The following is a 20,550-nucleotide window of genomic DNA, read 5'->3' on the forward strand; positions in this document are numbered from 1 at the left end:
CAGGGTGCGGCCATGAAACCCGCCGCGAAATGCAATGACGCCGGACCTGCCCGTATATCCCCGAGCGACTTTGATCGCGTTTTCTACCGCTTCCGCACCCGTGGTCAGTAACACCGACTTGTAGTGCTTATCGCCGCCTACCAGTTTGCTCAGCCGTTGGGCCAGTGCAACGTAAGGCTCATACGTCGCCACCTGAAAGCAGATATGCGAAAAATAATCCAGCTGCTGGCGAATCGCGTTGGTTACATCCGGATGGTTGTGCCCCACGTTCAGCACGCCGATGCCGCCAACAAAATCCAGGTATTCGTTGCCGGCGTCATCCCATACATAGGCACCGGCTGCCCGGGCCACTATTAATGGATGGGCAGTGGCGATGCCGTTGGAAACGTATGCTTCGCGGGCTGCAAGAACGGGGTTGGAGTGAGGCGTTGGCATGACCAGGTTCCTTGGGTAAGAGAGGGCCGGATGCTATTGCCCGTCACCCTTCCCTGCTACCTATTTAAAGCAGCAGTGTTATCCACTTTTTTGGTATCAAAAGTAGAATTTGGTCGATCAGGAGTCGTCGTCGGCACGCTCGATATGCCGGCAAAGCCTTGCAGGTCCTGGATTACAGCGCTGACAGGGCAAAACGGTGAGGTCATGCCGGCTTACATTCAAAACGTCTCATGTAAGCATGAGGCCATAGAAATGCCATCTCTGCGGAGACTTACTTATAGTGGGGTTGCTCGCCGGTGTCCTCCTGTAGGCAGACCCAGTGGGCAGGCCGTCATCATTACGTAGGCAGCGGAGTCGTCATGAATCATGTTCTTACACCCCAGCAAGTCGAGGCATTCAACAGAGAGGGCTTTGTGGGGCAAATACGGGTGTTGGATGCCGATAAGCTCGCGGTTCTCAACCAACGCATTGCCGACTTCGAATCACAACGCCCCGCCGACGTGGCATGGGCATTCGATATCAAAGCGAATCTGCTTTTCGATTGGGTCTACGAACTGGGATGCCTGCCGACCATCGTCGGCGCTGTTCAGGACTTGATCGGAAACGATGTGTATATGACCAATGCAGTGTTCCGCATCAAAAAACCTGGCTCAAGTATCGATTATGGCTGGCACCAGGATTCAGCCCGCATCGAGATGACGCCTTCGTTCGTGATCGTATATATCTCGTTGTCCGATTCCACAGCCGAGAACGGCGGGCTGCGCGTCATTCCCGGCACGCACGACCGGGTCTATCCGTTCACCCTCCACGCCACCGCCGGCCAGCAAAAACGCAAGGTGGCCAGAACGACCGGGGTTGACGAGACCCTGGCAGTCGATTGCCTCCTGAAGGCAGGGGAAATGGTGATCTTCCACAGCAATGTCGTGCACGGTTCCGCGCCCAATTACAGCGACGGGCGGCGTGTAGCGATCCTCTATGACTTTGCCCCAGGCGCAGCTATCCAAAGCGCGGGCATGAGTTCGGGGCAGTTGGTGGCGGGGCAGGCCTCGGAAAATTTTGGCCTTGAGCCGGTCCCTGAAACCGGATTGACCGATGCCAATGTTCTGATGCGCCGTCATTATCTGACGACCTACCCGGAAAACCCCTTGATGGGGCCGTTGGATCCTGGCGAACGCCCTACGTTTCCTGACCGGCCCTATTGACGCTACGTCAGGCATGACGTGATGCACTGTTTGATTTTCGCCATTTAGACGAGAGCTGTCCCATGTGCGCCTCAGATCCGCTCCCGATGATTGAGTACAAGAACGTCATCAAGTCGTATGGACACCTTCAAGTCCTTAAAGATTTCTCGATGACCATCAACAAGGGCGAGCGCATCGCCTTGATCGGCCCTAGCGGGTCGGGCAAAACAACCGTACTGCGAACGCTCATGACCCTGGAGACGATTCAAGGCGGGGCGATATTCATGGAGGGTGAGCCACTCTGGCATGTCGAGAAACAGGGTCACCTCGTGCCGGCGCCGGAAGCGCATCTGCGTAAAATGCGTCGGAACGTGGGTATGGTGTTTCAGCACTTCAATCTTTTCCCTCATAAAACAGCCTTGGAGAATGTGGCAGAACCGCCGCATGTTGTTTTGGCCGTCAACAAGGAGGCCGCCGCCCTGCGCGCCCATGAATTGCTGCGTATGGTGGGCTTGGAAAGCAAGGTCAACCATCGTCCGGCGCAACTCTCTGGCGGCCAGCAGCAACGCGTTGCCATCGCGCGGGCATTGGCCATGCAACCGCAAATACTGCTGTTCGACGAGCCCACGTCTGCGCTGGATCCGGAGTTGGTGGAAGAAGTACTCACCGTACTGCGCGAGGTGGGAAAGAGCACGGACACCACCATGTTATTGGTGACTCATGAAATGGAGTTTGCCAGTGAGTTTGCCGACCGTGTTGTTTTCATGGACGCCGGACGCATTGTTGAACAGGCGCCGCCAGATCAATTATTTACCGCTCCACAAGAAGAGCGGACTCGATCGTTCCTGAAGAAAATCCTGGCTTCAGGACGAACCCTTAAAGCTCCCAACGCAACTGCCCATACCTGAATCCAAAGGATTTTAATATGTTCAATATAAAAGCGGCCGTTGCGCTCGTCGTGATGCTGTCTGGCGTTCTGCTGTCTCTCGATGGGTGGGCTGATGTTTCGGACTACCAAAAAAATGGAGTAAAGATGGGCATGGCCCAAGAAGCGCCATACGCATTGCTCTCACCCGATGGCCAGCTCACGGGGGCATCCGCTGACATCACGACGGCTGTGTTCAAGGAGATGGGCGTCAACAAGGTCATTCCTGTGGTCTCGGACTGGGGGGCGATCGTTCCGGCGCTGCAAGCCAAGCGCCTTGACCTGATTTCGACCGGGTTGCTGATCAATCCTCAACGCTGCAAGGCATTGGCATTCGCCGAGCCCGACCTCTGCACCTCCGAAGCATTTGCGGTGTTAAAAGGCAATCCTCACGCAGTCAACAGCTATCAAGACTTGAAGAAGGAGAAACTCAAGATTGGCGTCTGCGGTGGTTGCGCTGAAGAGAAGCGGGCCCTGGAAGTAGGTGTTTCTCGCGATGATCTGGTGACTGTCAGCGACGTCTTCAATGGTCTGGAAATGCTCAAGGCCAAACGCATCGATGTGCTGGCCTGGCCGGACTCGACGCTCAACGCTTCAATCACCTCCGCCAAAGAGACGACCGTGGAGGTGGTTGCCGCAGCAGGTGAGGAAACCAAGTGCTCGGCGGTGGCTTTCAATTCCGGCAATGCGGCGTTGCGCGACGCTTACGATGTGGCGTTTCTCAAGGTCAAGGCCAGCGGTGAGTTCGAAACAATTGCCAGGAAATACGGTTTCAATCCCGCTCTTAACTCGTCTGCCTCCCGCGAGTCGCTGTGTGCCACCACCCACTGATCCCGTATTCCCGAGGCCTGTATGGAACAGCTAAAGCTCTATGCCCCCTATCTGCTGGAGGGCTTGTGGACAACGGTGCAACTGACGGTGATGGCTTCCGTGCTTGCGTGCATCATTGCCCTCACGACCGGCATCGCCCGGTGCTCACCTCGCTGGTGGATCCGGGCAGTGCCTAGCTGTTTCGTGGAGGTATTCAGAGGAACACCCTGCTATGCGCAGCTTTTCTGGGTCTTTTTCGTACTCCCCATGTTCGGTCCATCCATCAGCCCTATGGTCGCGGCGACTGGGGTCATGGGTGCCTCTATTGGCAGTTACGGATCGGAACTCGTACGAGGAGCCATCAAAAATGTCGCCCTTGGGCAGTACGAGGCCTGTACCGCCTTGAACTACACGCGCTACCAAATGCTGGTCCGGATCATCATCCCGCAGGCCATGATTGCGATCATTCCTCCGGCCACCAACCTGTTGATCGATCTGTTGAAACTGACGCCGCTGGCGTCTTTGATCACGGTCGCGGAATTGACCCAGACCGCACTGACCATGAGGCAGCAAACAGGCAACACGGCTGCCGCATTGTTTATCATTTTGCTCGGATATTTCGTGTTGGCTTCTATGATCGCATGGGTATTCAAACGCATCGAATTCAAAACCGGTCGCTGGGCGACGGACAGCCCAGGAGGTGTTTCATGAATTGGGACTGGGCTTACACCTTGGAGATTTTACCGTCACTGCTGCAAGGCTTGAAATTGACGCTACTGGCGACCATGAGCGGATCCGCGTTGGCGGTAGTGCTGGGTTTCATTTTTTTTCTGGGACAACGATCGCCGTATCGGCTCATCCGGTTACCCACTTATTGGGTAAGCGAATTCCTGAGAAGAACGCCACTGCTGGTTCAAATCTACTTTCTGTACTACCTGTTGCCCGACGTCGACATTCTGTTGCCTGCCCTGGCTGCCGGGATCATCAGTCTGGGTCTGCAAGCCGGGGCCTATATGGCCGATGTTTATCGAGCGGGTATTCAGACGGTCCCCAAAGGCCAGTGGGAAGCGGCGAAAGCGCTTAACTACTCCGTCGTTGACACATGGCTCAGGCTCATCCTTCCACAGGCGATTCCCGCCATGATCCCAGCCATGGTCAATTACATGATCTTGATGCTAAAGGATTCGTCGTTGCTCGCCACGATTTCCGTGTCAGAGATGATGGCGGTGGGCAAGAACCTGGGGAACGATTCCTATCGATACCTTGAGCCCATTACCAGTTGTGCAGTCATTTACTTCGCGCTCAGTTGGATCGCCGCCTGGTCAGGCCGACGCGTTGAGCTTTACCTCGCGACCCGACACGCAGGCCAGAAAAAAAAGCAGGCACGTCGGCTTGCCGAGTATCAGGTAAGTGGGTACTCAAGGCTTCTCCCCTTTGGGGCTTTTGAAAAAGCTCGATCTGACAGGAAATAATCGGTTTCAGGAGTTAGCGATTTGACTCGTCAGCCATGTGCGACCGAACTGGTCGTACCGGATACCCTCGATTCGCCGACCCAGGTGCACAGCACTGTCGGACTGCTGAGCATGTCGATGGATCGTGTGGGATGTCAGGAGTTTATAGGATTTATCGGCAGTGCTCCGGGGCTCTCGTTGCTCCCCACGCGGCTTCCTATGTCTGACCGCGTGACGGTGGCCCATCTTGAACGGGTTCAGGCCTATCTCGCGGATGCAATCCGTCTTTTGGCGCCTGGGTCTGCGCTTGATGTTGTTTGCCTTGGCTGCAGCGCTGCGTCTGTGGCGATCGGTATCGGTAAAGTTCACGAAGCGATATGGTCAGTTCGTCCAGGCGTGCGGATTGTAACGCCCGTCGATGCGGCAATCACTGGGTTAAAAAGCCTGGGTACCCGTTCCATTGCTTTGATCATGCCCTATAAACCTCCCGTCGTGGAACGTGTGAGGGCACATATCGAGGAGCACGGTATCGCGGTGAAGTTTGCTGTCTCGTTCAATCTCGACGGCGATACCGAAGCCAATCGTGTGTCAGAAGTTTACCTGGAACGAAAGATTATCGAGGTGTTGAGCCGGCGTCCGCGAGTCGATGCCATCCTGATCGGCGCAGCTTCGCTACGAAGCTTTTCATTCCTGAGCCGGTTGGAACGGCAAATGGGAACGCTGATAATCAGCGATAACCAGGCCTTGGCCTGGAGGTGTTCAGGGTTGATAAACCCAGGCAGAGCCATCCAGGATCACGGACGTCTCTGCGAACAGCCACATCCGAATGGCCTATGATGGGTTTGCCGACCGCCTGAATTCAGTCGCCGCACCGTCATGAATAGACTGTTTTAAGGTCCGTCAAAAAGGCCTTGGCAATCTCGCTCAGCGTCGAGATGCGCTTATGGACCAGATGAAAGGTGACATCGTGCTTGAGCAGGTCAGGCGCGGCCGGGCGAAGAAATCCGTTTCTTACATAGGGCTCCGCGAAATGCTCTGGCAGGTAGCCCACGTAATGTCCCGACATGATCAGCAGCGCGGCCGCCTCCATGTTGTCCGCGATGGCGCCTTGCTGGTTCTCGTTTCGCCCATAGGTGGCTTCTGGCACGGGGTAGTGCCGGGTAACCCAGCGAAGCTGTGAAATGGCACTCTTGTCGGGGGACTGGGCGTCAGCTGAATAGAGTTCATGGCGCTTGCCACAGTAGGCATATTGCCGCTCAGTGAACAGCGAGGTGTAGTCGAGCCCAGGGGCCCGATGCCAAAAGTAGCCAATGGCTGCGTCCAGACGCCCACTCATGATGGACTCTTCGATTTCTCCCGGGGGTTTGACCTGGATGTCGAAGTTGACGGCCTGATCGCGTCTCATGAATAAATCGATGGCTTCACTGATCTTCACGTTCTGCGCAAACATCGTGTTGCCGATCATGCACAGTTTCAACGTGCCTACCAACTGCTTGTCCATATTGCGCGCCTCGATGCTGAAGGCATCGACGGCCTCAAGCATGCGCCTGGCCGAATCGACGAAGCGATCCCCCTTGCCCGTCAGTCGAAATCCGCCACGACCTCTTTCGCACAATCGAAAACCCAGTCGAGTCTCCAGCGTTGACAACTGAAGGCTGATGGCGGACTGGCTGACGTTCAACTTCGACTGAGCGGCGGTCAGGCCCTGTGCATCCACCACGGCCAGGAAAGTCCTCACCAGACGCAGGTCCAGATCCGAGAAATTGCCGAGCATTCACTTCTCCATAAACATATGTTTTTGCATATGTAAGCTTTAACTAATGAAGGTTTTTTCAAGCAATCTCTAGCGATATCTTGTTTTCCACAGGCCAGTAGCAAGCGTCTCGGCATCGTCTGATTATACGTTGAAGGCGGCGTTTTGAAAGGCTATCGGGTTTTTAAAAATCAATGAGCAATGACGTTATCGGCCTTCACTGTGCCCGTTATCAAGAGGATATGGAAACATATGAAAGACGCATTTTTTCAGCCTATGAGTGGCAACGAAATGCCTCGTTTTGGGGGCATTGCCACCATGATGCGTTTACCCGCGGCCACCTCCGCAGCCCATCTGGATGCCTGTTTCGTAGGCGTGCCACTGGATATCGGTACCGGGAATCGTTCTGGCACCCGATTCGGCCCACGGCAGATCCGTAGCGAAAGCGTATTGCTTCGGCCCTACAACATGGCGACTCGCGCGGCGCCGTTCGACTCGTTGCAGGTGGCGGATATCGGCGATGTCGCCACCAACCCCTATAACCTGTTGGATTCGATCAACCGAATCGAGCGGGCTTACGACGACATCGTGAAAGACGGTTGCAGGCCTGTCAGCCTGGGCGGCGATCACACAATAGTGTTGCCGATACTGCGAGCGATGAAACGGAAATACGGAAAAGTGGGCCTGGTGCATGTCGATGCACACGCAGACGTCAACGACACGATGTTCGGCGAGAAAATCGCTCACGGCACACCCATCCGCCGGGCGGTAGAAGAGGGGTTGCTGGACTGCAACCGAGTCGTCCAAATCGGTCTACGGGGTACCGGCTATGCCGCAGAAGACTTTGATTGGTGCCGTGATCAAGGGTTTCGGGTGGTTCAAGCCGAGGCGTGCTGGAATACCTCCCTGGTGCCGCTGATGGCGCAAGTTCGCGAGCTGATAGGCGATTACCCGGTTTATCTGACTTTCGATATCGACGGCCTAGATCCCTCTTACGCACCGGGCACCGGTACGCCTGAAATCGGCGGGCTGACGGTGCATCAAGGCCTGGAAATTATCCGTGGCATGCGCGGCTTGAATGTCGTCGGCGCGGATCTGGTGGAGGTTTCCCCCCCCTACGATCCTCAAGGTAATACCGCCTTGGTGGGCGCCAATCTAGCCTTCGAAATGCTCTGCATCCTGCCTGGTGTCGCCTATCGGGACTGATCCCCCGCCCTTGGCTCACCCGATGCCCGCTCGCCTGAGCTCCCGAGGATTCAACATGACCAGCAAAACGCTAAGCTTTGAAGTTGTTCGCAAAGAGACACAACCGACACCGACGACGATCACTTTCAAAAGGCTCATTATTGCCGGATGGACGGGTCGAGACAAACTGCTGCTGCAGCACCATATCGATGAAATGCGCGTGATGGGCGTCCAGGCGCCGGCGACAACGCCACTGTATTTTCGTGTGACAGCCCCCCGGCTGACTCACCAGCAAGCCATTGAATCTCCCGGCACTCAGTCCTCGGGAGAGGTAGAGTTTGTATTGGTCAAGCACGCCGGAGAGATTTTCGTGGGTGTGGGGTCGGACCATACGGACAACCTGTTTGAGTCGTCAGGCTCTACGATAGCCAAGCAGATGTGCGAAAAGCCCATGGCCCGGCAACTGTGGGCTTTGAGTGATGTGGAGGCGCATTGGGATGAGATCGAACTTCGCGCCTGGATCGAGGAAGCGGGCGTTCGCACGTTGTATCAGGAAGGCAAAGTCGTCGAGATGCTCCATCCTAGAGACCTCATCGACGGCCTGTTCGATGTCGACGAAACATTCGAAGATGGCACGGCTTTATATGGTGGAACCTTCAGCGCTATCGGTGGAATCCGTTTTGCCACCGCCTTCGAATTCGAGATAAACGATCCCGTGCTCAATCGGCGCATTGGCCATCGTTACACGATTGATCCCTTGCCCATCCGGGGCTGACAGAGTAAGAGCCAGGTACGCCAAAATGAATGCAGCCAGCCATGCCCGTCCGATTCATATCTATTTCAATAGCGACATCGACTCTGCCGAAGAATGGCGTGAGGCGCTGACGGTGCAACTTCCCAATCTGCGGTTCACCGTGGGCCCGGAATGTGAAGCGCCTGAAAGTGTGGATGTCGCGTTGGTCTGGAAGCTACCCGCCCGTGGCATGAGTGAGTTCACCCATCTCAAGGCAATTCTCTCGCTGGGGGCTGGAATCAATCAATTGAGTCCCGAACGGCTTCCTGAAGGGGTGCCCATTGCCCGTTTGGTGGATGATTCGCTGACCGCGACGATGATCGAATATGCCAAGGCCGCCACCTTCAGGTTTCATCGCCGATTCCATGAATACGAAAATCTTTCCCGCCTTGGGATATGGCAATTCACGCCTCCGGTGACCGCCCAGGAAACCACCGTGGGCGTATTGGGTCTTGGTGCTCTGGGGATGGCGATTGCCCAGTCGTTGGCGGATGAAGGATTTAACGTCTACGGCTGGAGTTCGTCGGCAAAGAGCTCTGCGGATATTCAGTGCCTCTCCGGCACTGAAGGTTTGTCGCAGCTGGCGGCGGTCTCCAACATCATCATCAACGTACTGCCGCTGACGCCTGACACCGCCGGGCTGCTCAATGCTTCATTCTTCGAAATGTGCAAGCAGATACCCTGCATCGTCAACATGGGCCGGGGTGATCATCTTGTGGAGGCGGACTTGCTAGAGGCGCTCAAGCGCAATCGGGTGGGCGCGGCGACGTTGGATGTCGCATCCGTCGAACCTCTTCCACAAGACAGCCTGCTATGGAACAACCATCAGATACTCCTGACGCCCCACGTTGCCGGTATCTCGACCCCGAAAACTGCAGTGATCAATGTTGCCGCTAATGTCTTGAGGGCGATGGCCGGTAATAAATTACTCAACGAGGTCGATCGGGCGAAAGGGTATTGAGGATTGACGCCCTGGCGAGCCGTTCAGCAGCGATCATAGTTGTCAAAAGGGGAAGGACCAGATGAAGTACATTTTGTATTACTCTCCCGGCGCGGCGAGCTTCGCGGTTCACTGGATGCTCGTCCATATCAACGAATCGATCGATGCAGTGCGGGTCGATCTTGATTCCGGTGCTCAGCACCGCGGTGAGTATCGGCACCTGAACCCAATGGGGCGGGTCCCTACTCTAATCATCGATGGAGCTCCGCGAGGCGAGTCAACAGCACTGTTGATGCTTCTGGCCGAGCGACATCCCGAAGCCGATCTGGCTCCGTCGCCGGGTTCAGCTGATCGAGCACAGTGGATGGAGCTCATGATCTACTTGGCCAATACGCTATTGCCTGCCATGCGTGACTGGTTTTACGCCGATGTAGACGGTGCAGGTATCGATGCTGATCACGTGAGGTCTTTGGCCCGCAAGCGGATAGAGGAAGTGTGGGTCCGGCTAGATAACAATCTGGCAAACGCCAATGGCTATCTGGTGGGAGAAAAGCTCAGTACAGTCGATTTCCTGGCTATCATGCTGATGCGTTGGTCGCGGGACATGCCCCGGCCAGCGACTGATTGGCCGCATGTTCTGGCCTACGTGACAAAGCTTCGTGCTTTATCTTCGTTTATTGAAGTCAATGAAAAAGAGGGCCTCAGGGGATGGAATAACTCAGTTGGAGTAGCCATCGATTGCTAAAGAAACCTAGTAGCATGATGGGGCGCCTTCGCGAGCAAGTCGAATCGTCGCAGCGCCGCCCCCACAGGTCCGGCGTAACACTCAAAGTTGTGTAGATACCTACCCACTGATCGGAGGTCCACGATGAACCCACACAGCACCGCCCTTGTCTTGATCGAGTTCCAGAACGACTTCACCACACCCGGCGGGGTGTTTCATGATGCGGTCAAAGACGTCATGGGTATTGGCGACATACTGGCCAACACTGCAACCACGGTGCAGCAGGCGCGCAAGCTGGGCGTGAAGATCATCCATTTGCCGATCCAGTTCGCCGAGGGTTACCCGGAGCTGACCACGCGCGACTATGGAATATTGAAGGGTGTGGCTGATGGCAGTGCTTTTCGCACCGGCAGTTGGGGGGCCGAGATCACCGAGGCTGTGGGCCGCGAGGCCGGCGATATCCTGGTGGAGGGCAAGCGTGGGCTGGATGGTTTTGCGACGACGGGGCTGGACCTGGTGCTGCGCAACAACGGCATCCAGAACCTGGTGGTGGCCGGTTTTCTGACCAATTGCTGCGTCGAAGGCACGGTGCGTTCAGGCTACGAGAAAGGCTACAACGTGGTCACCCTGTCTGACTGCACGGCAACCTTCACCAGCGAACAGCAGCAGGCCGCCGAGCAATTCACGCTGCCGATGTTTTCCCAGGTGCTGCAGCACACACAGTTTCTGGAAACCCTCAGCCGTCAAGGGTGATTCCCGAATAGACCGGCGCAGGCACCTTGTGCCGGCGCGGTTGCTGTTGCACCCAGGCGACGGCTACCAGGACTTTGTGCGCCCATTGCTCATCCTCGAGGCGCATGCTGGCTTACCCGTTGTACATGCTCACGGGTCAGACCGCGCCGAGCTCTTTGCAGAACGATCGTTACCCAAACGTCAAGCTGCAGGGTTTCGAAAGCTTTCTGCGAGCACGCATGGCTCGACACACCCCATGACGCTGTCGAGTCAAACGCGCACTCAGGCCTTCGACCAACGCGCGGCGCGTGCCAGATGCGAGCGGACCACCAATATGTGAAACGGACGGATCAGACCTATATAGGCCCGGCCCAAACCGTTATGGCAACGTACCGCCGTCGTGGCCATGAGTACATCCGGCCCGGAGGCGTTGCGTTGCAGTTTCAGCGACAAGCGAAAATTCAGATGCCGATCATCCTCGCCAAGGATCAACTCGTCCGTCGCCGAGTCGAGCAACGGAAAGAAATCCAGCCTGTGCTCATTGTCATGGGCAGCGCGCACCTGCGCGGTGGTCTTGACGCCAAAGGCGCCCATGATCACGTCGCGCAGGCCCAGCAGCAGCCGGAACCACCAGGGCGGTCGCTCCAGCATCCTGCGCGCCAACTCGCGTAGATCGGCATGTTTGAACTCCAGCGGTACCGCATAGGTATCCAGCAAGAAAGCCATCGGATACCAATCGGCGATCAGACTGTCGACGGGTGCGCCGACACGGCGTGGCAACAGTAGCGAGCCAAGAGCGATGGCCATGCAATCCTCGCAAAACTGGCTATGGATGTAAGCGAGCGACGCCCGCTGCGTTGGCTGCGCGGCCCGGAGGTAATCCGGCTTCAACCATGATTACTCAGCGGTCAACCGCTTGGCGGATATTACACATAAGGCAGCATTCCATGATCCAGTGGCCCTTGAGCGTGGGCCGCCAGGTCGTCCTCGGACAGGACATCAGTGCAGACGTTTCGGGAGTGATACGCTGGCCTTGAACGTGCTTACGATTCCAGAGTCGAATGGTGTGAACCATTCCATTGGATCACCTCACCGTCAAGGTCTGTAGCGATCCTAGCAGTCTATTTCGGAGCTATCGCTTGCCCACGTCTCTCAACGCCAACGTCTCTACAGGAAACCAGGGACTGGATCTCATAGTGAAGGGTGGACTGCCTTCGAACCGCTTGTATCTGATTGAAGGCACACCCGGGGCAGGCAAGACCACCCTGGCCCTGCAATTTCTGCTGGAGGCTGTGAAACGGGGCGAGCGTGCGCTGTACGTCACCCTCTCCGAGACGGCCGAGGAGCTGGAGTTCGTGGCCCAATCCCATGGATGGGACTTGACGGGGCTTGACCTGTTCGAGTTGTCCGCTGCCGATGCGTTACTGGGTGAAAACCGACAGCAATCGATTTTGCACCCGTGGGAAGCCGAACTCGGCGATACCATAGGTTTGATTCAAAAGCGCGTTGAGGCGTTGAAACCCTCCCGAATCGTGTTCGACAGTCTTTCGGAAATGCGACTGCTCGCTCAGGACTCGCTACGCTACCGCCGCCAGGTCTTGGCGCTGAAGCAGTATTTCGCCGGCCGTAATATCACCGTGCTTTTGGTGGACGACATGACCACCGTTGACGGCATGCGCGACAACCACCTGCACAGCCTTTGTCATGGTGTCGTGACGCTTGAGCGCATGACCATGGAATTCGGCGCTGCGCGCAGACGCCTGCAGGTGCAGAAATTGCGTGGCGTCAATTTCATCGCAGGGTTCCATGACTTCGTGATCGAGGAAGGTGGGCTTCGAGTCTATCCGCGATTGATTTCGGCCAATCACCGCCTGGAATTCGAAGATCATCAGGTTTCCAGCAACGTCCCAGGTCTCGACCAGCTGCTTCATGGCGGTCCAGTACGGGGGACCACTACCCTCATAACAGGGCCTGCGGGTACAGGTAAGACCACGATTGCTCTGCAATTCATGGCAGCGGCGTGCGAGCGTGGTGAAAAATGCACGATCTACCAGTTCGATGAGCGCGTGGGCACCTTGTTGCAGCGTGCCGAGAACATGGGCCTCAACCTGCGCAAGCATATTGACTCGGGATATCTCGTCATCCAGCAAGTCTCCCCCGCCGAGCTTTCACCAGGAGAATTCGCCTGGCGCGTGCGTAGCGAGGTAGAGGAGCGCGGCGCACGAATGATCGTGGTCGACAGCTTGACGGGCTACCTCGCCGCAATGCCGCAAGAACAGCAATTGATCCTGCAAATGCATGAGTTGCTGTCCTACTTGAGCCAGCTGGGTGTAGTCACCTTCCTGATCAACCCGCAGCAGGGTCTGGTGGGTACCATGACCACCAATCTCAATATTTCCTATATTGCCGATACGGTTCTGCTGATTCGCTTTTTCGAAGCGCAAGGGCGACTTCGCAAGGCCATTTCGGTACTCAAGCACCGAACCGGGGCGCACGAAGACGCTATCCGCGAGCTTCGAATTGACACACACGGTGTTCAAGTAGGGGACCCGCTGGTTGATTTCAGAGGCGTGCTGACCGGTACCCCCGAATATTTTGGTGCTGACTCCCCTTTGCTTGACGACAGAACTCGTGAGTAACGTAGCTTCCCAGGAAGGGAGACGGATCCTGATCAATGCACCTTATGGCTCGGACAATCTTGTCCTGGTCGAGCTGCTTGAGCGGGAGGGTTACCACGCCGTGGCGTGTGCCAACATGGCCGAACTCGCCATCGAGCTCGATACCGACACGGCGGCCGTGATTTTGACTGACGAATCTCTTGAGGACGATATGTCCCTGTTTTCGTCGGTCCTGGAGCAGCAGGCACCCTGGTCCGACATTCCCCTGCTGCTGCTTGCCAGCCGGCACTCGCACGGGAACCAGTCCCAACCTACGCGCTTGCGTCTACCTGTCTCAGCGACCAACACCGTAGTGCTCGAGAGGCCCTTGGGTTCGGCTTCGTTGCTCAGTGCAGTGAAATCAGCCACCAGATCCAGGCTCAAACAGTTTGAAATGCGCGATCGCCTCAATGATCTGGCTGAGGAGCGAGCCAAGCTCAAAGCATTGGTGGACAACCTGCCCGTGGGTGTCAGCTTTATGGACCTGGAAGGCCGCACCGTGGTCAGCAACCCGATCTATGATCAATTCGTCCCTGAGGGTGTTATCTCCTCCAAACTGCCGCCCCACGAGCGGCGCTGGAGTTCGAGCAATGAGGACGGCACCCCCCTTGATGTATCGCAATACCCGGCTTCCAGAGCCCTCAGGGGCGAGCCCGTGGTGGGGGGTGAATTCCGATTTACCCCGCAGACCGGCCCTCCTCGATGGGCCCGAGTCAGCGCAACGCCGCTGTATGACTCCCAAGGCGAAATCATGGGCGCCGCAGCGGCCATCATCGACATTGATGCAGAAAAGCGCAACGAGATGCTGCTGCGCCAATTCAACCAGGATCTGGAGGATCAGGTCAGGGCGCGTACGCAGGCATTGGAGGACGCACTCAAGCATCTAAAGGTTGAAAGCGAAGAGCGAGCTCGGGCGGAAGATCAATTGCGCCAGTCGTTGAAGATGGAGGCAGTAGGACAGCTGACCGGGGGCATCGCTCACGACTTCAACAATATGCTCACCGGTGTTCTTGGTTCCCTGGATCTCATGCGCTCGCGTATCGAAAAAGGGCGGTACCTGGAGTTGGGCCGATTCATGGACGCGGCACAGACCTCCGCTAAACGCGCGGCTTCACTGACGCAGCGGCTGCTCGCTTTTTCCCGACGTCAGTCGCTTGAGACAATCAACGTCGAAATCAACCCCCTGATCGAGGCCCTGCGCGACCTGCTGGAGCGCAGTATCACGGAGCAAATCGAGCTTGCGCTTGAGTTGCAAAACCCGCTTGCCTTGGCGCGCGTCGACGTCAATCAGCTCGAAAGCGCATTGTTGAACCTGGCAATCAACGCCAGGGATGCCATGCCCCACGGCGGTCGTCTTACTATTGCCACGCGTATGGCAGAAATAGATGCAGCTTCTGCTCGGCATGTCGGCTGCGTCGAAGGTCCTTATATTTCCATCGTGGTCAGTGATACGGGCGTCGGTATCGCTCCCGAGCAATTGCCCAAGGTCTTCGAGCCTTTTTACACTACAAAGCCTATTGGCCAAGGCACGGGCCTTGGCCTGTCAATGGTGTATGGATTTGCACAACAGAGCCAAGGCTTCGTGCAGCTGGCCAGCACGGTCGGTGAAGGCACTGCAGTCACCCTCTATCTACCCAGAGCCACAGAACCCGCCACAGAGAATCCCGAGTCAGGCCAACCACCCGTCGAAACCGGTAGTGGGCGAACCGTGTTGGTTGTAGAGGACGACGAGTCTGTACGTCTGTTGCTCGAGGTCGCGCTGGAGGAGCTAGGGTACAGGGTGCTCCTGGCTGACCAGGCGGATCAAGCCTTCGACGTCGTGAAGCAGACAGAGCATCTGGATCTGTTGGTAACGGATGTCGGCCTGCCCGGCATGAATGGGCGACAGCTGGCCGAAATCATGCGGCAGCATTTTCCAGATTTGCCGGTGGTGTTCGTGACCGGCTACACCAAAGCCGCTGCGGCCCGCGAAGAGTTTCTGGGGCCGCGTATGACGATGATTGACAAGCCATTTACGCTGGATCAGCTGGTGACTGCAGTTTCTCAGATGCTCCGACATTCCGAAGCCAAAGACCATTAGGCCCCCTCTGTTTTTCCCTCGACAAGCCGTTGAATCATTTCTTCGGCAATCGTTCCAAATCCGCCGGCCCAAGGTCCACTCGCCCCCCTTTTTCCTCCTTTTGATCTTCCCTTTGCGTGCGTTCGTCATCAGTCAGCCCTTCTCCGATGTCCTTATCCAATATTGATTTATCCACGCCTTTAACGTTGGAATCGTCATGGGGTGAGGTGGCGTTTGTGTTTTTCATTCAAGTATCCTTTGGAAAAATAATTGAAATAATTAGAGTTTATTGGCCCTGTTCTCAATCAAGTGCTTAACCTCTAAAAAATTAGAGACCAGTAAATAGGGTGAGTTCAACCGGTCATCTGATGCAGCAAAGAGATGGATAATCATCAATCATCATCGGATTTTTAATTAGCGCGGAGGTACTTTGCCTAATGGTTTTCTCCGTCAATTGTCAGAGGAATCTCCATCCTGAAACAGGTTCCCGTCTCAAGATTGGACGTGACGCCCAGGGTCCCGTCATGAGCCGCAACAATCTCCGAAGCGATAAACAACCCCAGTCCGAGGCTGGCATAGGGCCCATGCTCGTCTGACGCTTTGGTTGAGTAACGGCCCATTGGGTTGAAAATCTGAGGTATCAGGCGTTCAGGTATTGGCGAACCAGCGTTGTGCACCTGGAATAATAGTTTGCCGCCCGCACTGTCTAGTTCTACGGTAACGGGGCTGCTCCGCGATCCGTGCTGTACGGCGTTACCAATCAAATTGGCAAAGACCTGTTCGAGACGTGCGGTATCGAATTGACCCTGTATTTGGCTTGGCGAACTGAAGGTTATTTCAGCCTCAGGATAGACAGTCCGGGCTTCTTCCACGACTCGCAGGCACGCGGGCACAATGTCTACGTACGTACGTTTGGCCGGAATACCTGGCCCGATCTGGGAACGGGTGAAATCGAGTAGATCCCCCACAATCTTCGATGCGCGCTTCACACTGGAATAGATATGAGTGGCTACTTTCAACGTCCTGGCGTCTAACCCTTTCGTTCTAAGCAGTACATCGGCACCGAGCAAAATGGCATTCAGCGGGGTTCGTAAATCATGACCTAATATTCCGAGGAAGATATTTCGCGATTCTTGAACCGCTTTAGTATAACTGGCGATCGATTCCGCCAAGGCCTGATCAATCGCCTCGTTAAACCTAATCATGTCATCATATTTCACAAAATCAGCGACTACCACATCCTGCATCCATAAACGAATGACACTGGAGCGTAACGCGCGAAATTCAGCCGCGACCTGATCAATGGTAAATCCATCCACCAATCGGGCCAACGCATGGGAATGAGCGGCTGAAATATCTTCAGACTCACCATGTCCTTGAGATTTGTCTATCTGCTGCTGGACTGTCTGATCTGTCTCAAGGTCCACCGATATGGCGCACAACATCGCTTCGGCATGGTTTCGTAATCCTTCAGCATCCCGCTCCAGCCCGCCTGTGGCCATCGTTCCTGCAAAAATTTCCCACTCCTTGAGGATGGGCTCGAGATTGTCGACTATGAATGTTGACAGGCGCACGGCGTTCTCTCTTTGGTAGTAACCCCCCCGACGATGATCCCGCCATGGATGGAGTAAAGCATAGGTGGCTGTGGGGCATGCTCGACACTTTAATGGTAGCCAGCCTACCGCTGAGTAAATGAGTTGAACCGATCTTCGAAGCCGGCACTCAGCTAATCAGAAGGTCAGGGATCAGGCTGTCTGGTTTCATATGAACTATCCGGAATCACCGACCTTGCCGACGCCATAAAAAAACGACGCTTAAAGAGAGAAAATAATCATGACGCATACCTTAGTCGCTGCCTTTGATACCTTGGCTGACGCGCAAGCCGCGAAATCCGAGCTGCTTATTCAGCAAGTGCTTGAAAGCAACATTCACCTTTCTTTGTCAGCGGAACCCTCTGCTGAACACGCTGCGGCGGCGGGCGACGCCAGTGATGCGCCCGATGACTCCATCGGACGCAAGATCAGTCATTTTTTCAGCTCGCTCTTTGGCAACGACGAGGAGAACAAGCCCCACCGCTACGCCGTGGCGTATCCAGAAGCCTACCGTCGCGGTGCCACGGTACTGACTGTGACTGCCATCACGGATGAGCAGGCCGATCAGGTCGAGGACATTCTCGAGCGCAATGGCGCGATCGATATTGATGAGCGATTCGCTGCCTGGAGTGCCGAAGGTTCCGATGCCTCTGCCACCACCCACATAGCCGGCACCCATCTGGGTATTGATAGGTCAGCGCCGGTTGATCGCAACCTGGATACGCCCGCTGGCCAGGCTGCTTTCCCGGTCAGCGGGGAGGATTTGCTGGTGAGCAAGCCTGAACCTGAAGCAGGGCGTGGCCGGGTCGTCTCTCGGGTGCCCGAACGTTCGGTCGAGCGCCCTGCTGATCTGGACATCGAAGCTGACCCCTCCTCGACCGTCCACCAGGAAACCTTTGATCAGCCGCCCGTTGACCCTCCCAAAGATCGTTGAGCACCCGCTCCGATTGGCTCTGCTGCTGCGCTTTTTAACCGGCAGGGCCGCGTACTTGCTGCTCGGTATATCGGTCTTCTGCACTCAATGGCTATTCGGCCGCTTAAAGGAACATCCATGATAAAAGATGATCGGACGGGCTCGGTGGTTTATCCCGATGCACCCGTCACCACGGCACCACTGCTCGATCGTATCTCCTGGAGCGCCGTCTTCGCGGGGGTTGCGCTTGCGCTAGTGGTTTCTTTGATCCTCAATCTGATCGGCACGGCCATCGGCTCGGCGTCCATCGATCCGCTTCATGAAAGCAACCCTGTCGATGGCCTGGGCAAAGGCACAGCCATCTGGCTGGTCATCAGTGGGACCATCTCGTTATTCATAGGGGGATGGATCGCCGGGCGTCTGGCGCAGCGTGAAGGTGCCTTGCACGGTCTGCTTGTGTGGGCAACGACGTCGTTGGTCACGTTGTACCTGGTATCGAGCGCCGTCACCGGCCTCATTGGCAGCGGCCTCAATCTTGCGGGGAGTGGCTTATCGGCGGTTGGCAGCGGGATCGCCCAGGTGGCGCCCAAAGTTGGAGGCGCGGTGCAAGACCAGCTTCGTCAGCAGGGCATCGATTTCAACCTCAACGACGTTCAGGGGGAGCTGGAAACGGCCATGCGCCAGACCGGCAAACCGGAGCTCGACCCTGACAACATCAAGCAGGAGGCTCAGGCAACCGGTGATGATGCGAAAAATACCGCTCAGAACAGTGCCCAGAGCCCGCAGTCGGCGGATCAGCAACTGGGTGGTCTGCTCGACCGGATCAAAGCCAAGGGCGACAAGGCCTGGGATGCCGCCGATCGGCAGGCCATGGTCAATCTGATCAAGGCCCGCACCGGCAAAAACGATCAAGAGGCCAATCAGATAGTCGACCAGGCGCAGCAGGCCTATCAGCAAGCCTATGCCAAGTATCAGCAACTCAAGGCCGATGCCGAGCAGAAAGCCCGCCAGGCCGCTGATGTCGCGGCCAAACGGGTTTCTCAGGCGAGTTGGCTGTTGGTGATCACCCTGATCATTTCCGGGATTGTAGCGGCTGTAGCAGGGATGATGGGGCGTCGAACTCAGCCCCCCGCCAAGGTCGTCGCCACGGTGTAAACCGCCAGTCAAAAAAACGCCCGGTCCTGGGCGTTTTTTTTGCCTCGATTCAACAGCAGTCCTGCCGGGAGGCGGTGGCTTCAGCGTATGCGGGTCATAGCGGGTCTGTTTTGAGAACCTCGGCTTGCCGGTGCAGGCACCTTCTACGAGCGGCATAGGCACTGACCGTCGTGGCACCGTGGTTATTTCGCAGAAAGTCGATGAAGATCTTGCCCACCCGATTCTTGGGGCCCCGTACGGCCGAACATCGATCGGGAATGAGCTTGGCGATAGGCTGTGAGGTCGGCCTCGCCACAGATTTTCCAGGCCCGGAACGTGAGTATCAGACTGATAAAATAATTCGGATGGAACCGTCAGCCCCTGCCCCCCTCGAAAATAGACGCTCTATTCCGGGCGTCTTAGATGACTTGATTCGAAATAAGGAGGTTCAATGGGTATCAGTGTGGTCACGTGGACATTGGGCATGACTGACGCAGATCAGGTGACTGCAAAGGCAGTCGAGCTGGGTTTGGAGGGTATCCAATACGCTGGCGACCATCGCGACGTGGACCCGCGCGTGCTTCGAGAACGTGCGCAACGTGCAGGCCTGAAGATCATCGCCATCGACCCTATCAACGCTGCACCGGCAAACCCGTCCGATGCCAGTGAAGAAGGCGCCATTGATTACTACAAGAAGGTCGTGGACTTTGCGCTCGCCGCCGGATCGGTACCGGTGACGTTGCATGGCTTATCGTTATGGACCCGCAACTGTCCTGATCGAGCCTCAGCCCGAAAAAGATTGGTGGAGTGCTGCAGAACGGTCGATGAGTATGCCAGAGCCCATGGGGTGAAAACCTTGTATGAGGTCTGCAATCACTACGAGGTCCCGTTGATCCATACCGCTGCAGAGTGCAGGCAGCTGATGCGGGAAGTCGGTAGCGACAACCTCGGCATGATCCTGGACAGTTTCCACATGAACATTGATGAGCCAGACCCCCTTCAGGCCTTGCGGGAAAACATCGACTGCCTGGCCGTCTACCACATCTCGGACTCGGGACGAGGGGGCATAGGCACCGGCCATATCGACTTCAGAGCTCAGTATGACGTCTTGGCCGCCTCAGGTTTTGCAGGCGAGATCGCCGTTGAGCCCGTACTTGCTCATCTGACTCCAGGCACTGCGCCGAGCAGCGAAGCTGACTGTGTGTCGTTGGACCGGCAGATCATGAAAAGCTCGCAAACGTGGCGTGCGTTTCAGGTGTGAGGGGG

General features: G+C 56.3%; 22 protein-coding genes and 1 pseudogene. 16 read left to right on the forward strand and 7 right to left on the reverse strand.

The genetic code is table 11. The features are described 5' to 3' along the window. Positions 1–435: aminotransferase class III-fold pyridoxal phosphate-dependent enzyme (locus tag HB675_RS13525; RefSeq protein WP_213878834.1), on the reverse strand; the 435-nt coding region annotated here is incomplete at its 3' end. A gap of 359 nt (positions 436–794) precedes the next feature. On the opposite strand from HB675_RS13525, the gene HB675_RS13530 reads away from it, so the two are divergent. The 6 genes from HB675_RS13530 (at position 795) to HB675_RS13555 (ending at position 5,639) form a co-directional block, all read left to right on the forward strand. Then, complete coding sequence (locus tag HB675_RS13530; protein WP_213878835.1) at positions 795–1,637, forward strand: phytanoyl-CoA dioxygenase family protein; 843 nt, start codon at positions 795–797, stop codon at positions 1,635–1,637. A 62-nt stretch (positions 1,638–1,699) separates the two neighbouring features. Further along, positions 1,700–2,524: an ectoine/hydroxyectoine ABC transporter ATP-binding protein EhuA gene (ehuA, locus tag HB675_RS13535; RefSeq protein WP_275957927.1), complete on the forward strand. Its 825-nt coding sequence runs from the start codon at positions 1,700–1,702 to the stop codon at positions 2,522–2,524. Between the two features lie 17 nt (positions 2,525–2,541). After that, positions 2,542–3,372, forward strand: a complete 831-nt coding sequence (gene ehuB / locus HB675_RS13540; protein ID WP_213878837.1) for an ectoine/hydroxyectoine ABC transporter substrate-binding protein EhuB — start codon at positions 2,542–2,544, stop codon at positions 3,370–3,372. Positions 3,373–3,393: 21 nt separating this feature from the next. Further along, the gene (gene ehuC / locus HB675_RS13545; protein WP_213878838.1) at positions 3,394–4,062 is read left to right on the forward strand and encodes an ectoine/hydroxyectoine ABC transporter permease subunit EhuC; all 669 of its coding nucleotides are present in this window, start codon (positions 3,394–3,396) and stop codon (positions 4,060–4,062) included. Beyond that, the gene (gene ehuD / locus HB675_RS13550) at positions 4,059–4,823 is read left to right on the forward strand and encodes an ectoine/hydroxyectoine ABC transporter permease subunit EhuD (RefSeq protein WP_213878839.1); all 765 of its coding nucleotides are present in this window, start codon (positions 4,059–4,061) and stop codon (positions 4,821–4,823) included. The genes ehuC and ehuD overlap by 4 nt, the downstream gene beginning before the upstream one ends. A gap of 21 nt (positions 4,824–4,844) precedes the next feature. After that, positions 4,845–5,639, forward strand: coding sequence for a hypothetical protein (locus HB675_RS13555; protein WP_213878840.1), 795 nt, complete (start codon positions 4,845–4,847; stop codon positions 5,637–5,639). A gap of 37 nt (positions 5,640–5,676) precedes the next feature. Here the strand turns inward: HB675_RS13555 and HB675_RS13560 are convergent, their stop codons facing one another. Then, positions 5,677–6,576 carry a LysR family transcriptional regulator gene (locus HB675_RS13560; RefSeq protein WP_213878841.1) on the reverse strand — a complete coding sequence of 300 codons (900 nt, stop codon included), beginning with the start codon at positions 6,574–6,576 and terminating at the stop codon, positions 5,677–5,679. A gap of 231 nt (positions 6,577–6,807) precedes the next feature. Here HB675_RS13560 and speB point away from each other — a divergent pair, with 231 nt between their 5' ends. The 5 genes from speB to HB675_RS13585 all read left to right on the forward strand — a co-directional run bounded on the left by speB (position 6,808) and on the right by HB675_RS13585 (position 10,950). Then, positions 6,808–7,761, forward strand: a complete 954-nt coding sequence (speB, locus tag HB675_RS13565; protein ID WP_213878842.1) for an agmatinase — start codon at positions 6,808–6,810, stop codon at positions 7,759–7,761. Positions 7,762–7,816: 55 nt separating this feature from the next. After that, a complete protein-coding gene (locus tag HB675_RS13570) occupies positions 7,817–8,515 on the forward strand; it encodes a DUF2848 domain-containing protein (RefSeq protein WP_213878843.1) in 699 nt (232 codons plus the stop codon). 25 nt (positions 8,516–8,540) lie between these two features. Next, the gene (locus tag HB675_RS13575; RefSeq protein WP_213878844.1) at positions 8,541–9,494 is read left to right on the forward strand and encodes a glyoxylate/hydroxypyruvate reductase A; all 954 of its coding nucleotides are present in this window, start codon (positions 8,541–8,543) and stop codon (positions 9,492–9,494) included. Between the two features lie 61 nt (positions 9,495–9,555). Continuing rightward, positions 9,556–10,218 carry a glutathione S-transferase family protein gene (locus tag HB675_RS13580; RefSeq protein WP_213878845.1) on the forward strand — a complete coding sequence of 221 codons (663 nt, stop codon included), beginning with the start codon at positions 9,556–9,558 and terminating at the stop codon, positions 10,216–10,218. A 123-nt stretch (positions 10,219–10,341) separates the two neighbouring features. Continuing rightward, positions 10,342–10,950, forward strand: a complete 609-nt coding sequence (locus HB675_RS13585; RefSeq protein WP_213878846.1) for a cysteine hydrolase — start codon at positions 10,342–10,344, stop codon at positions 10,948–10,950. Here the strand turns inward: HB675_RS13585 and HB675_RS25835 are convergent. Then, positions 10,934–11,056, reverse strand: coding sequence for a hypothetical protein (locus tag HB675_RS25835; protein WP_256737536.1), 123 nt, complete (start codon positions 11,054–11,056; stop codon positions 10,934–10,936). The genes HB675_RS13585 and HB675_RS25835 overlap by 17 nt on opposite strands. 155 nt (positions 11,057–11,211) lie before the next feature. Beyond that, positions 11,212–11,736 carry a DUF2867 domain-containing protein gene (locus HB675_RS13590; RefSeq protein WP_213878847.1) on the reverse strand — a complete coding sequence of 175 codons (525 nt, stop codon included), beginning with the start codon at positions 11,734–11,736 and terminating at the stop codon, positions 11,212–11,214. 332 nt (positions 11,737–12,068) lie between these two features. Here HB675_RS13590 and HB675_RS13595 point away from each other — a divergent pair, with 332 nt between their 5' ends. Together HB675_RS13595 and HB675_RS13600 are read left to right on the forward strand one after the other, a co-directional pair. Next, a complete protein-coding gene (locus HB675_RS13595; protein ID WP_213878848.1) occupies positions 12,069–13,568 on the forward strand; it encodes an ATPase domain-containing protein in 1,500 nt (499 codons plus the stop codon). Next, positions 13,561–15,666 carry a response regulator gene (locus tag HB675_RS13600; RefSeq protein ID WP_213878849.1) on the forward strand — a complete coding sequence of 702 codons (2,106 nt, stop codon included), beginning with the start codon at positions 13,561–13,563 and terminating at the stop codon, positions 15,664–15,666. Before HB675_RS13595 ends, HB675_RS13600 begins: the two co-directional genes overlap by 8 nt. Before the next feature lie 34 nt (positions 15,667–15,700). Here HB675_RS13600 and HB675_RS13605 read toward each other — a convergent pair whose 3' ends face one another. Next, positions 15,701–15,892, reverse strand: a complete 192-nt coding sequence (locus HB675_RS13605; RefSeq protein WP_213878850.1) for a hypothetical protein — start codon at positions 15,890–15,892, stop codon at positions 15,701–15,703. A 187-nt stretch (positions 15,893–16,079) separates the two neighbouring features. Next, a complete protein-coding gene (locus tag HB675_RS13610; RefSeq protein ID WP_213878851.1) occupies positions 16,080–17,219 on the reverse strand; it encodes an ATP-binding protein in 1,140 nt (379 codons plus the stop codon). 259 nt (positions 17,220–17,478) lie between these two features. On the opposite strand from HB675_RS13610, the gene HB675_RS13615 reads away from it, so the two are divergent. Next, complete coding sequence (locus HB675_RS13615) at positions 17,479–18,171, forward strand: hypothetical protein (protein ID WP_213878852.1); 693 nt, start codon at positions 17,479–17,481, stop codon at positions 18,169–18,171. 117 nt (positions 18,172–18,288) lie between these two features. Further along, positions 18,289–19,305, forward strand: a complete 1,017-nt coding sequence (locus tag HB675_RS13620) for a TIGR04086 family membrane protein (protein WP_213879034.1) — start codon at positions 18,289–18,291, stop codon at positions 19,303–19,305. Between the two features lie 139 nt (positions 19,306–19,444). Here the strand turns inward: HB675_RS13620 and HB675_RS25840 are convergent. Continuing rightward, positions 19,445–19,597 (reverse strand): annotated as a pseudogene (locus HB675_RS25840) (hypothetical protein); the annotation flags it as partial. A 138-nt stretch (positions 19,598–19,735) separates the two neighbouring features. Between HB675_RS25840 and HB675_RS13625 the strand changes: the two are divergent. Beyond that, positions 19,736–20,545, forward strand: coding sequence for a sugar phosphate isomerase/epimerase family protein (locus HB675_RS13625; RefSeq protein WP_213878853.1), 810 nt, complete (start codon positions 19,736–19,738; stop codon positions 20,543–20,545). Positions 20,546–20,550 lie beyond the last annotated feature (5 nt).

Origin of the sequence: Pseudomonas sp. dw_358 (assembly GCF_018449655.1) — a bacterium.
Classification (GTDB): Bacteria; Pseudomonadota; Gammaproteobacteria; order Pseudomonadales; family Pseudomonadaceae; genus Aquipseudomonas.

What these genes read in the sequence shown, in the direction of transcription:
- HB675_RS13615 (WP_213878852.1), top strand. Translation starts at nt 17,479, where the DNA reads ATGACGCATACCTTAGTCGCTGCCTTTGATACCTTGGCTGACGCGCAA.
- HB675_RS13570 (WP_213878843.1), top strand. Translation starts at nt 7,817, where the DNA reads ATGACCAGCAAAACGCTAAGCTTTGAAGTTGTTCGCAAAGAGACACAA.
- HB675_RS13625 (WP_213878853.1), top strand. Translation starts at nt 19,736, where the DNA reads ATGGGTATCAGTGTGGTCACGTGGACATTGGGCATGACTGACGCAGAT.
- HB675_RS13585 (WP_213878846.1), top strand. Translation starts at nt 10,342, where the DNA reads ATGAACCCACACAGCACCGCCCTTGTCTTGATCGAGTTCCAGAACGAC.
- HB675_RS13575 (WP_213878844.1), top strand. Translation starts at nt 8,541, where the DNA reads ATGAATGCAGCCAGCCATGCCCGTCCGATTCATATCTATTTCAATAGC.
- HB675_RS13605 (WP_213878850.1), bottom strand. Translation starts at nt 15,892, where the DNA reads ATGAAAAACACAAACGCCACCTCACCCCATGACGATTCCAACGTTAAA.
- HB675_RS13580 (WP_213878845.1), top strand. Translation starts at nt 9,556, where the DNA reads ATGAAGTACATTTTGTATTACTCTCCCGGCGCGGCGAGCTTCGCGGTT.
- ehuD (WP_213878839.1), top strand. Translation starts at nt 4,059, where the DNA reads ATGAATTGGGACTGGGCTTACACCTTGGAGATTTTACCGTCACTGCTG.
- HB675_RS13530 (WP_213878835.1), top strand. Translation starts at nt 795, where the DNA reads ATGAATCATGTTCTTACACCCCAGCAAGTCGAGGCATTCAACAGAGAG.
- HB675_RS25835 (WP_256737536.1), bottom strand. Translation starts at nt 11,056, where the DNA reads ATGCGCCTCGAGGATGAGCAATGGGCGCACAAAGTCCTGGTAGCCGTC.
- HB675_RS13620 (WP_213879034.1), top strand. Translation starts at nt 18,289, where the DNA reads ATGATAAAAGATGATCGGACGGGCTCGGTGGTTTATCCCGATGCACCC.
- HB675_RS13590 (WP_213878847.1), bottom strand. Translation starts at nt 11,736, where the DNA reads ATGGCCATCGCTCTTGGCTCGCTACTGTTGCCACGCCGTGTCGGCGCA.
- ehuA (WP_275957927.1), top strand. Translation starts at nt 1,700, where the DNA reads ATGTGCGCCTCAGATCCGCTCCCGATGATTGAGTACAAGAACGTCATC.
- ehuB (WP_213878837.1), top strand. Translation starts at nt 2,542, where the DNA reads ATGTTCAATATAAAAGCGGCCGTTGCGCTCGTCGTGATGCTGTCTGGC.
- speB (WP_213878842.1), top strand. Translation starts at nt 6,808, where the DNA reads ATGAAAGACGCATTTTTTCAGCCTATGAGTGGCAACGAAATGCCTCGT.
- HB675_RS13560 (WP_213878841.1), bottom strand. Translation starts at nt 6,576, where the DNA reads ATGCTCGGCAATTTCTCGGATCTGGACCTGCGTCTGGTGAGGACTTTC.
- ehuC (WP_213878838.1), top strand. Translation starts at nt 3,394, where the DNA reads ATGGAACAGCTAAAGCTCTATGCCCCCTATCTGCTGGAGGGCTTGTGG.